Source organism: Streptococcus sp. CF10-1, assembly GCF_024295825.1.
Classification (GTDB): domain Bacteria; phylum Bacillota; class Bacilli; order Lactobacillales; family Streptococcaceae; genus Streptococcus.
Genome location: NZ_JANCPQ010000005.1, coordinates 70562 through 80429 on the forward strand (window position 1 = coordinate 70562; position 9868 = coordinate 80429).

Below are 9868 nucleotides of genomic sequence, written 5' to 3' on the forward strand. Positions count from 1 at the left end.
GGAGCATGAAACTCTCTCATATTTTAACGGGCTTACTTCTACTCCTGGTCTTTCTCTCCATTACCATTGGAACCAGTGATTTTTCTTGGGAAAAATTCTTTGCTTTTGACCAACAGACTTGGCTTCTCTTTCAAGAGTCGCGTCTTCCAAGAACCATTAGTATTCTCCTTGCAGCCTCCAGTATGAGCATGGCAGGACTCCTCATGCAGACCATCACCCAAAATCAGTTTGCTGCTCCGAGTACAGTCGGAACGACTGAAGCCGCCAAACTGGGAATGGTGTTGAGCCTCTTTGTCTTTCCGTCTGCGAGTCTGACCCAAAAGATGCTCTTTGCTTTTGGCTCATCTATTTTATTTACCCTCTTCTTCCTGGCCTTTATGACTATTTTTTCTGTAAAGGAAAGGTGGATGTTGCCCTTGATCGGGATCATCTATAGTGGGATTATCGGTTCTGTCACAGAAGTTATCGCCTATCGTTTCAATCTGGTTCAGAGTATGACTGCTTGGACGCAGGGCTCCTTCTCCATGATTCAGACCCATCAGTATGAGTGGCTCTTCTTAGGCTTCATTATCCTGATAGCCGTTTGGAAATTATCCCAAACCTTCACCATCATGAATCTGGGCAAGGAAACCAGTGAGAGTTTGGGGATTTCCTACTCCCTACTTGAAAAGCTGGCCCTCTTTCTAGTCGCGCTAACGACAAGTATCACCATGATTACCGTGGGTGCCTTGCCATTTCTCGGGGTCATCGTTCCCAATCTTGTCCGCAAGCGCTATGGAGATAATCTGAGCCAAACCAAACTCATGGTCGCTCTGGTCGGCGCCAATCTGGTTCTGGTCTGCGACATCCTCTCTCGAGTCTTGATTCGGCCCTATGAGCTGTCTGTCAGTCTCCTACTAGGAATCATCGGTAGTCTCGTCTTTATCCTACTTCTCTGGAGAGGAGGACGAAAAGATGCAGTCTAAAAGCAAACACACCAAGCTCTTCTGGCTTCTCATTATTCTGGCCATCGGAGCTTGTCTCCTCTACTTTTGGCCCATCACCCAGCTATCTGCCTTTGCCTGGAAACTTCGTTCTCAAAAGATTGTCGTTTATCTCTTGGTAGCCATCGCGACAGGGATTTCGACCATTAGTTTTCAAACCCTGACGGAAAATCGCTTTCTGACGCCAAGTATTTTGGGAATCGAAGCCTTCTATGTCTTGCTACAGACCCTGCTACTGATATTTGAAAGCAAATTTCTACAGCTTGGGAAGTCTCCTATCTTAGAATTTCTAGTCTTGCTTCTGCTTCAATCCCTCTTTTTTCTCGCCTTACAAGGCTACTTGAAGACGCTGATGAAGCAAGAGCTGGTCTTCATTCTGCTAATCTGCCTAGCCCTCGGAAGTCTCTTTCAAAATATCAGTACCTTCCTCCAAGTTCTGATGGATCCAAATGAATACGATAAACTGCAGAACAGTCTCTTTGCCTCCTTTCAGCATCTCAACACTTCCATCCTAGCCATCGGTTCTCTGATCATCCTTGCCTTGACAATCTTTTTCTTTCGAAAAGCAGTCATTCTGGATGTCTTGCACCTGCAAAGAGAAACGGCTCAGATACTGGGACTCGATGTTGAAAAAGAACAGAGAGAACTCCTCTGGGGCATCGTGCTTTTGACCTCAACAGCCACTGCCCTGGTAGGGCCTATAGCCTTCTTCGGCTTTATGCTGGCCAATCTCACTTACCTGATTGTCAAAGATTATCGGCACAAGTTGCTCTTTATCGTAGCCATTCTGATTGGATTTATTAGTTTGACCTTGGGACAAGCCCTCATCGAACGAGTCTTTGCGCTGGAAATTCGCATCAGCATGATTATCGAGAGTGTGGGTGGTCTCTTATTCTTTATCTTACTTTACAGGAGGGCGCGTCGGTGAAACTGGAAAACATTGACAAATCCATTCAAAAACAGGATATTTTGCAAGACATTTCGCTTGAAGTCAGTCCTCAGAAACTGACAGCCTTTATTGGTCCAAATGGTGCTGGAAAATCAACTCTTCTCTCCATCATGAGCAGACTGACCAAGAAGGATCAGGGAATTCTCAGTATCAAAGGTCGTGAAATCGAGAGCTGGAATTCGCAAGAACTAGCCAAAGAACTCACTATCCTAAAGCAGAAGATTAATTACCAAGCCAAATTGACCGTAGAAGAATTGGTCAGCTTTGGACGTTTTCCCTACAGTCGAGGTAGACTGAGAGCAGAGGACTGGGAAAAAATCCGAGAAACTCTGGACTATCTGGAACTGACAAACTTAAAAGACCGCTACATCGATAGTCTGTCTGGCGGACAGCTCCAACGTGTCTTTATCGCCATGGTACTGGCTCAGGATACAGACTTTATCTTGCTAGACGAACCGCTCAACAACCTCGATATCAAGCAAAGTGTCAGCATGATGCAGATTCTCAAGCGACTGGTGGAGGATCTTGGCAAAACCATTATCATCGTCCTCCACGATATCAACATGGCTAGCCAGTATGCGGATGAAATTGTTGCCTTCAAGGACGGTCAGGTCTTTTGCAAGGGAACGACTGCTCAAATTATGCAGGCTGACCTGCTCAGTCAACTCTATGAGATTCCCATCGCGCTAGCTGATATCAATGGCAAAAAGATCTGTATCTATAGCTAGCTGTTCTGAACTCATGTTAGAGAACCCTCTGTCTCTTAGCTAACAAGCCTATCTAAGAGCCCCCCTACATCGTTATCACATTTTAAAAAGGAGAAATCATGAAAACATCCCTTAAACTTTATCTCACTGCCCTAGCGGCTAGTTTCTTGCTCCTACTTGGTGCATGTAGTACAAATACAAACTCAAGTACCAGCCAGACGGATACCAGTACTTCTGCTCCAACAGAAGTGACCATTAAAAGCTCCCTAGACGAGGTCAAACTGTCAAAAGTTCCTGAGAAAATCGTTGTCTTCGACCTCGGTGCTGCGGATACTATTCGCGCTTTAGGTTTTGAAAAGAATATCGTCGGGATGCCTACAAAAACCGTTCCAACCTATCTCAAAGGCCTAGCTGAAAAAGTAAAAAATGTTGGTTCTATGAAAGAGCCTGATTTAGAAGCCATTGCCGCCCTTGAACCGGATTTGATTATCGCTTCACCACGTACCCAAAAATTCGTAGACAAATTCAAAGAAATCGCCCCAACCGTTCTCTTTGAAGCTGGAAAAGAAGACTACTGGACTTCAACTAAAACCAATATCGAATCCTTAGCAAGCGCCTTTGGTGAAACAGGGACACAGAAAGCCAAGGAAGAATTGGCCAACCTAGACAAGAGCATCCAAGAAGTTGCTACTAAGAATGAAAGTTCTGACAAAAAAGCCCTTGCGATCCTCCTCAATGAAGGAAAAATGGCTGCCTTTGGTGCCCAATCTCGTTTCTCTTTCTTGTACCAAACCTTGAAATTCAAGCCAACAGACACTCAATTTGAAGACTCTCGCCACGGACAGGAAGTCAGCTTTGAAAGTGTCAAAGAAATCAATCCTGACATCCTCTTTGTCATCAACCGTACCCTTGCCATCGGTGGGGACAACTCAAGCAACGACGGTGTCCTAGAAAATGCCCTCATCGCTGAAACTCCTGCCGCTAAAAATGGTAAAATTATCCAACTAACACCAGATCTCTGGTATCTAAGTGGTGGCGGACTTGAATCAACCAAACTCATGATTGAAGACGCTCAAAAAGCGTTGAAATAAGTAAGAAAACCCAACATCAACTGATGTTGGGTTATTTTTCTTCTTGATTCCGTTTTAGTGAAAAGTGATCTGGGACAGGATCTTTTCCTATTGCCGACCAAGGATGGCATCGGAAAATTCGAGCCAAGCCCATCAAAACACCCTTGAAGCCATGTTTTTCAATAGCCTGAATCATGTAGTTGGAACAAGTCGGCTCAAAGCGACAAGAGGGTGGAAAGGCCGGTGAGATAAAACGTTGGTAAAAGCGTACTGGCGCTATTAAGATCCGTTTCATTATTTCTTGGTTACAGCCATGGTGTGTAGTTGGCTGATTTCTTTTTTATTAAGGCGACGAGATTCTCCCGGACGGAGGCCTGTCAAGTCTAGGTGTCCAAAACGTGTCCGAGACAACTTATCCACTTGGAGGCCGACAGCTTCAAACATTTTTTTAACCTGATGGTTGCGTCCTTCATGGATGGTCAACTGCACTACTGAGCGATTTTTGACTGGATCCACTTTGAGAATCTCATAGACAGCTGGCTTGGTTTTCTTACCATCAATCTCCACTCCGCGAGTCAAGGGGCGGAGGTTATCCTTATTGGCTACACCTGCGTGGGCAATATATTTATTGATTCTCATCTTCTTCTATCCTTTCACCAAATAATTGGCTTTCTTGGGCTTGAATCTCAAGCTCATCAATCACTGGTAATTCTTCCAAATGGTTAATCCCCATGTAATCTAGGAAATAATCCGTAGTCACATAGAGGTTGGGGCGGCCCAACACTTCTTTTTTCCCATCTTCTCTTATCAATTCAAAAGCCTGCAACTTTGCCAAGGCTCCACTCGAGTTAACCCCACGAATAGCATCAATCTCAATTCGGGTAATCGGCTGCTTGTAGGCAATGATGGACAAGGTCTCAAGAGCAGCCCGAGACAAACTCTGGTTGATAGGCGCCTTGGAGTATTCCTTCAAAATCTCTGCAAATTGAGGCTTGGTCACCAATCTGTATGCTCCCCCTGTCTCAATCAGGGACAAGCTCGACTCCTGGTCTTTTTCATACTTTTGGGCTAATTTTTCTAAACTCTGTTGGATGCCTGTCGGTGGCAGAGAGAGGAGTTCAGCCAACTGACGAACCCGAATCCCATCTTCACCTGCTACAAACAAGAGCGCTTCTATTTCTGCTAAAGTACTCATCTTTCCTCTCTATCAAGTCTAGCTTTGTGCCTCTTGATTTTCTTCCTTCTTTTCCATAAGATAGATATCTCCGAAACTCTCCTCTTGCACGAGGATCAGTTCCTGGGTTTTGATTAACTCTAGGGTTGCCAAAAAGAGGGTAATAACCTCTTGAACATTCTGGGCTTCCTTGAACAAATCCTGCAAACGCAACTGATCTTGTCCAGTCAAGGACTCTTTTACAATGACCATCATGTCCTCAATCTTATACTCATCTCGCAAGATAGTTGTGTGATTCTGAGCGAACTCCTCTTTTTTCTTGGCTAGGATATTTGAAAAAGCCAAAAAGAGGTCAATGGTCGTCTTATCATGTACAAGCTCCGCATCCTCGTAAATCAACTCTGTTGGCGCTTTGGAATAGTACTGAGCCCGATCTTGGTGCTTAGCCTCCAAGTGCTCACCCAAGAGCTTGAACTTGCGGTATTCTTCGATTTGGGAGAGAAGGTCCTGCTCCAGGTCATCCTCCAAGTCTGTCACTTCAGCTACCTTTGGCAAGAGCTTGCGACTCTTGATCAGCATCAGCTGACTGGCCATAACCATATACTCGCCCGTCACTTCCAGACGCATGGCCTGCAGGGTTGAGACATAGGCTAGATACTGTTCGATAACTTCCGTAATGGGCACATCGTAAATATCCATCTGGTACTTAGAAACCAAGTGCAAGAGCAGGTCCAAGGGCCCTTCAAAATCTTTTAATTTAATATCCATTATCTATATTTTTCTAAGGTCAGGACTGTTTTTAATCCTAATTTTTTTGCAATTTCGTACAAATCGACCTTGTTTTCTATTTGTCTTAGAATGAACTGTTCCCGCAAGGCTTGGGCTGATAAGGCTGGGAACCCCTTCTCCTTGACAAAGGACTCTAGCTGACGAAAGGCCCACTGACGAGAATAGGCTTTACCTCCCCTTTCAAAAAGATAGGTCTGCCCCATCAAGGGTTCCAATTCTGGAGTCAAGGTCGTGGGAATAGTGACAATCCTTTGTTGAGAAGCCTTATTGATTCGCAGAACCTGAAAATCCAGATTGATATCCGCGACCTTGAGAGCTAAAATCTCACTTGGCAAGAGCCCTATTTCCAAGATAAGAAGCGCCAGCAAGCGACCCTCTGGATAATTACTTTCCTGCCAAAAAGAGTCTAAGTCTAGAATCTCTGGCTTTTCAGTCTTCTTTTCAGCTTGTTTGGCTAATTCCAAGCGGTAAAAACTGTCCAGCTCTCCTCTTTGATAGAGAAAGTAGAGAAATTGGTTACAGGCCGAAAGTTTTCGCTTCTGGGCGCTGATTTTTAGATTGGCTAGCTGGGCTTGGTAAATCTTGAGACTGGTCTCAGAGACCCGCTCGCCCACAATATCTAAAAATTGCTCCAGATCATACCTATAAGACTGCTTTGAATTGGCAGACAAGCCCTGCTTTCCTTCTAAAAAGGCTGAAATGCTATCTCTCATTTGCATCGAATCTCATATTCCTTACTAAAGTCATGCAAGAGGGCATTAACTGCCTTGAGGATGGACTTGCGCGTGATGATTCCTTGGAAAATTCCTTCACCATCTACGACTGGCAAGAAAGGTTCATCTACCAGTTTATGGAGGACTTCAGTGATGTTATAGTCTGGAGCGACGACTGCCACATCCGTCTTGGTCATATTGACGATATCTGTCGTTGCCATCTGCTCATCCGTCAAACCTTGCTCCATTTGATAAGCCAAAATGTCTCTCAGACCAATGGTTCCGACAAAGCGTTTGTCAAAGGTCACAACAGGGATACGCGTATAGGTGATTTGGCTCAGCACCAAAATCGCATGATCAGCATTATGGGTATCAATCAAAGCTGCTAGATTCTCAGCAGGGGTGAGAAAGGTTCCTTCCTGCTCCAATAAAAATGCTTCAAATTCCTTGGCAATCATCGAGTAAACTCCTTGGACAAGCCTGGATAAACCTCGTGGTCACGTGTCAAAAAGTCTACTTTGAAATAGCTGTCATCAATCTCCACACGGGCATAGAGGCATTCTCTAATAGTTCCTCGTGGTTGGCTGATAGAGCCTGGATTTAGAAAAAGAGTCTTTCCTTCCATCCAAGCATTTGGCACATGCAAGTGACCATAGAGACAGATGTCCGCTTCTTCTTCCTGAGCCCAGTAGTCCAACTTTTGGAAGTTGAAATTGATATCAAATAAGTGTCCGTGAGTCTGGATAATCTTGGTCGGACCAAGTTGAGTCACCAAACGTTCTGGGTAGCCAGCATAAAAGTCCATGTTTCCTTTGACGACATGGATACCCTCCCAGAGCGGAGAATCGGGACGGAGTTCTGAGTCACCATCGTGAAAAATGGCATCGACTTTCCCCAGATAGCGATCACGAATTTCTTCCACAATCAAGCTATCGCCATGGGAATCACTCATTACAATGATGGTTTGCTTTGCCATGATGGAAATACCTCCAAAAGTTTCTTAACGGCTAAGGCGCGGTGAGATTGGCTATTTTTTTCTTCAAGGGTTAATTCAGCTGAGGATTTACCTGTCTCTCCTACCAGGAAGAGAGGGTCATATCCAAAACCATTTTCACCCTTGGGTTCAAAGTTAATGTAGCCTGGCCAGTCAGCTTCAACCACCAAACTTTCCTTGTTTGGACTGGCTACAACTAGGGTTGTGTGGAACTGAGCCGAACGGTCCTTGAGATCAAAGACCATGGCCAATTCGTGCAAGAGCTTGGCATTATTTTCACGGTCGGTTGCTCCCACACCTGCAAAACGGGCTGACCAGACTCCTGGCAAACCGCCGAGGACATCGACTTTGAGACCTGAGTCATCTGCTAGCACCATCTTGCCTGTTAATTTGGAAATGGTTTCTGCTTTCAGGCAAGCATTTTCTTCAAAGGTCATACCTGTTTCAGCTACTTCAGGTAGGTCAGGGTAGTCATTGAGATTTTCGACATCATAGCCTAGCTTGTCAAAGATAGCTCGGAATTCCTTGGTCTTGCCCTCGTTACGAGTCGCAATGAGCAGAGTTTCTCTGACCCTGCTAGTTTCAAAGAAGGCTTCTACATCGACTCCTTCTTTAGGCAATTCAACATGCAAAAGCTTTCCATTTTCAACCAAGAGCAGAGCCCCCTGACGTTGGATGACTTCTAGATTGCGGCCTGCTTCGGCATTTAAAATCTCGACGATAAAGGAGAGCAGACGAAAGTTAGAAGACCAGCGCATCACCGTTATCGTAATCGGAAAGCCATTTTCTTCGTCACGAAAAATCCGCGCTAAATCCATAAAATCAAGCTCGAGAGGATCTTTGATAAGGCTATAGATGCCTCCATAGACATCCCAGACACCGACATACCAGTCCTGGTCATCCTTGTATTCATAAATTTTGTTTGTCATAAAGTTACATGCTCCACATGAATCTCTTTTTCCAGCCATTCTGCTCCAATTTGGGCAAAACTTTGGCTATTGGCGGTTGTATAAAAACGATGTTGAAGAGGTCCCGCATCTCGGCTACGATTGATTTCAAAATAGTTAAGCAAAACCGAGATATCCCGCACACACTCTGCCCCACTATCGATGAGCTGAACCTTTGGTCCCATAACATTTTGGATGATAGGGCGAAGGAGTGGATAATGGGTACAACCCAAAATCAGGCTATCCACCTTTCCAACCAACGGACGCAGGGTTTCATAGACCACTTTCTTTGTTACACTGGTCGACAGGGCACCAGACTCCACCAAGGGAGCAAACTTGGGACAGGCCAAACTCTTCACCTGTAAATCCGGATCCAGATCATGGATTTTCTGACGGTAGATGTCTGATTGGACCGTCATGGGAGTTCCAATCACCCCAATTTTCCCACCTTGACTGGACTTGATGGCTGCCGAAGCTCCTGGCAAAATCACACCTAGGACGGGAATATCTAGTTTCGCCTTGATTTCTTCCCAGACGACCGCAGTCGCAGTATTACAAGCAATGACAATCATCTTGACATCCTTGGTCAAGAGAAAGTTGACCAACTGCCAAGTATATTCACGAATTTGCTCAGCAGGACGGGGTCCATAAGGCGCCCGCGCCGAATCTCCAATATAGACGATTTCTTCATGGGGAAGCTGGCGCATGAGCTCACGAACAACAGTCAAGCCCCCGACACCCGAATCCAAAAAACCAATTGGTCGATTATCCATACAGTCTTCTTTCTAGTCTTTTTTCTGATTGATAGTTCATCATGATTTCTTGTCCTGAACGATTTGACCGACAGCTTGATAGAATGTCAACTGCCTCTCTCTTAATCATAATCAAATATCAATAGAATGCAAGGAAAAAGTCTTATCCTTGAGAACTATCGAACATAGTGAGAAGTCTGGAACTTCCATCCCAGACTTTTCCTATTTATTTCTTTTTATTGTTAGCAAGGGCTGCTTTTTGTTGGCGGATGATTTGGTGGTAAACTTGTTGTACCTTGGCTTCGCTTGGTTTTTGACCATTTGCACTCAAAAGAGCACGAACTGCCTCAGCGTTCAAACGTGGGTTGTCCGCAAATTCTTTTTCGATTTGCTTACGAACCAAGTACATCCCTCCGAGAGCTCCTCCTAGAAAAGCTAGCACAATCAAGATAATTGCTAAAAGTAAATCCATTCTTTTTCTCCTGTTTCTTTTTGAGTCTTCTATATTATACCATAAAGTGACTTTCCTGACCAGTTTGTTTTACGCTTTCAAGAGGGAGTTAAGCCAATTCTAAGCTAGTCTTACAATCAAATTGAACTATGAAATTACGAATAATTCCACCCTTTCCTCACTTTCTTCTACTATTTTAAGAAAAAGCAATATCAAATATGTTTTTCACCAAAAACCTCTTGACAAATGCTAGATGACCAGTAGAATGGGAGGTGAGGAGATAAATAGAAACAATTTAAACGAAACTGCTTTATAAAATGTAAGCGGTTTCGAATAAAC

General features: G+C 44.4%; 13 protein-coding genes and 1 pseudogene. 4 read left to right on the forward strand and 10 right to left on the reverse strand.

Going from position 1 to position 9868, the window contains the following annotated elements; all coding sequences use genetic code 11:
- The first annotated feature begins 5 nt into the window (after nt 1-5).
- From NMM25_RS07420 to NMM25_RS07435, 4 genes are all read left to right on the forward strand, one after another.
- A complete protein-coding gene (locus tag NMM25_RS07420) occupies nt 6-965 on the forward strand; it encodes an ABC transporter permease (protein WP_254736432.1) in 960 nt (319 codons plus the stop codon).
- The gene (locus NMM25_RS07425; RefSeq protein WP_254736433.1) at nt 955-1911 is read left to right on the forward strand and encodes an iron chelate uptake ABC transporter family permease subunit; all 957 of its coding nucleotides are present in this window, start codon (nt 955-957) and stop codon (nt 1909-1911) included. The genes NMM25_RS07420 and NMM25_RS07425 overlap by 11 nt, the downstream gene beginning before the upstream one ends.
- A complete protein-coding gene (locus NMM25_RS07430) occupies nt 1908-2660 on the forward strand; it encodes an ATP-binding cassette domain-containing protein (protein ID WP_254736434.1) in 753 nt (250 codons plus the stop codon). Before NMM25_RS07425 ends, NMM25_RS07430 begins: the two co-directional genes overlap by 4 nt.
- A 98-nt stretch (nt 2661-2758) precedes the next feature.
- Complete coding sequence (locus NMM25_RS07435; RefSeq protein ID WP_254736435.1) at nt 2759-3730, forward strand: siderophore ABC transporter substrate-binding protein; 972 nt, start codon at nt 2759-2761, stop codon at nt 3728-3730.
- A 31-nt stretch (nt 3731-3761) separates the two neighbouring features.
- Here NMM25_RS07435 and yidD read toward each other — a convergent pair whose 3' ends face one another.
- The 10 genes and pseudogenes from yidD to NMM25_RS07485 all read right to left on the reverse strand — a co-directional run bounded on the left by yidD (nt 3762) and on the right by NMM25_RS07485 (nt 9550).
- Nucleotides 3762-4004: a membrane protein insertion efficiency factor YidD gene (yidD, locus tag NMM25_RS07440; protein WP_254736436.1), complete on the reverse strand. Its 243-nt coding sequence runs from the start codon at nt 4002-4004 to the stop codon at nt 3762-3764.
- Nucleotides 4004-4318: pseudogene (locus tag NMM25_RS07445) on the reverse strand (pseudouridine synthase); the annotation flags it as partial. The pseudogene NMM25_RS07445 and the gene yidD, both read right to left, overlap by 1 nt.
- A gap of 16 nt (nt 4319-4334) precedes the next feature.
- On the reverse strand, nt 4335-4904 hold the full coding sequence (gene scpB, locus NMM25_RS07450; protein WP_000105290.1) for an SMC-Scp complex subunit ScpB: 570 nt from the start codon (nt 4902-4904) through the stop codon (nt 4335-4337).
- Nucleotides 4905-4922: 18 nt separating this feature from the next.
- Entirely contained in the window at nt 4923-5651 is a 729-nt protein-coding gene (locus NMM25_RS07455) for a segregation/condensation protein A (RefSeq protein WP_254736437.1), read from the reverse strand.
- Nucleotides 5651-6385 (reverse strand): site-specific tyrosine recombinase XerD, encoded by a 735-nt coding sequence (xerD, locus tag NMM25_RS07460; RefSeq protein ID WP_302898159.1) that lies wholly within the window; start codon nt 6383-6385, stop codon nt 5651-5653. Before xerD ends, NMM25_RS07455 begins: the two co-directional genes overlap by 1 nt.
- Nucleotides 6382-6843 (reverse strand): cyclic-di-AMP-binding protein CbpB, encoded by a 462-nt coding sequence (cbpB, locus tag NMM25_RS07465; RefSeq protein WP_254736439.1) that lies wholly within the window; start codon nt 6841-6843, stop codon nt 6382-6384. The genes xerD and cbpB overlap by 4 nt, the downstream gene beginning before the upstream one ends.
- On the reverse strand, nt 6840-7361 hold the full coding sequence (locus NMM25_RS07470) for a metallophosphoesterase (protein ID WP_254736440.1): 522 nt from the start codon (nt 7359-7361) through the stop codon (nt 6840-6842). The genes cbpB and NMM25_RS07470 overlap by 4 nt, the downstream gene beginning before the upstream one ends.
- Nucleotides 7337-8308: a nucleoside-triphosphate diphosphatase gene (locus NMM25_RS07475; RefSeq protein ID WP_254736441.1), complete on the reverse strand. Its 972-nt coding sequence runs from the start codon at nt 8306-8308 to the stop codon at nt 7337-7339. The genes NMM25_RS07470 and NMM25_RS07475 overlap by 25 nt, the downstream gene beginning before the upstream one ends.
- Nucleotides 8305-9099: a glutamate racemase gene (gene racE, locus NMM25_RS07480; RefSeq protein WP_254736442.1), complete on the reverse strand. Its 795-nt coding sequence runs from the start codon at nt 9097-9099 to the stop codon at nt 8305-8307. Before racE ends, NMM25_RS07475 begins: the two co-directional genes overlap by 4 nt.
- Before the next feature lie 205 nt (nt 9100-9304).
- Nucleotides 9305-9550 (reverse strand): YneF family protein, encoded by a 246-nt coding sequence (locus NMM25_RS07485; protein ID WP_000364980.1) that lies wholly within the window; start codon nt 9548-9550, stop codon nt 9305-9307.
- Nucleotides 9551-9868 lie beyond the last annotated feature (318 nt).

Excerpts from the sequence above, each read along its gene's own strand:
- NMM25_RS07470 (WP_254736440.1), bottom strand. The coding sequence starts at position 7,361 with ATGGCAAAGCAAACCATCATTGTAATGAGTGATTCCCATGGCGATAGC.
- NMM25_RS07485 (WP_000364980.1), bottom strand. The coding sequence starts at position 9,550 with ATGGATTTACTTTTAGCAATTATCTTGATTGTGCTAGCTTTTCTAGGA.
- NMM25_RS07420 (WP_254736432.1), top strand. The coding sequence starts at position 6 with ATGAAACTCTCTCATATTTTAACGGGCTTACTTCTACTCCTGGTCTTT.
- NMM25_RS07425 (WP_254736433.1), top strand. The coding sequence starts at position 955 with ATGCAGTCTAAAAGCAAACACACCAAGCTCTTCTGGCTTCTCATTATT.
- NMM25_RS07435 (WP_254736435.1), top strand. The coding sequence starts at position 2,759 with ATGAAAACATCCCTTAAACTTTATCTCACTGCCCTAGCGGCTAGTTTC.
- scpB (WP_000105290.1), bottom strand. The coding sequence starts at position 4,904 with ATGAGTACTTTAGCAGAAATAGAAGCGCTCTTGTTTGTAGCAGGTGAA.
- NMM25_RS07475 (WP_254736441.1), bottom strand. The coding sequence starts at position 8,308 with ATGACAAACAAAATTTATGAATACAAGGATGACCAGGACTGGTATGTC.
- xerD (WP_302898159.1), bottom strand. The coding sequence starts at position 6,385 with ATGAGAGATAGCATTTCAGCCTTTTTAGAAGGAAAGCAGGGCTTGTCT.
- NMM25_RS07455 (WP_254736437.1), bottom strand. The coding sequence starts at position 5,651 with ATGGATATTAAATTAAAAGATTTTGAAGGGCCCTTGGACCTGCTCTTG.
- racE (WP_254736442.1), bottom strand. The coding sequence starts at position 9,099 with ATGGATAATCGACCAATTGGTTTTTTGGATTCGGGTGTCGGGGGCTTG.
- cbpB (WP_254736439.1), bottom strand. The coding sequence starts at position 6,843 with ATGATTGCCAAGGAATTTGAAGCATTTTTATTGGAGCAGGAAGGAACC.
- yidD (WP_254736436.1), bottom strand. The coding sequence starts at position 4,004 with ATGAAACGGATCTTAATAGCGCCAGTACGCTTTTACCAACGTTTTATC.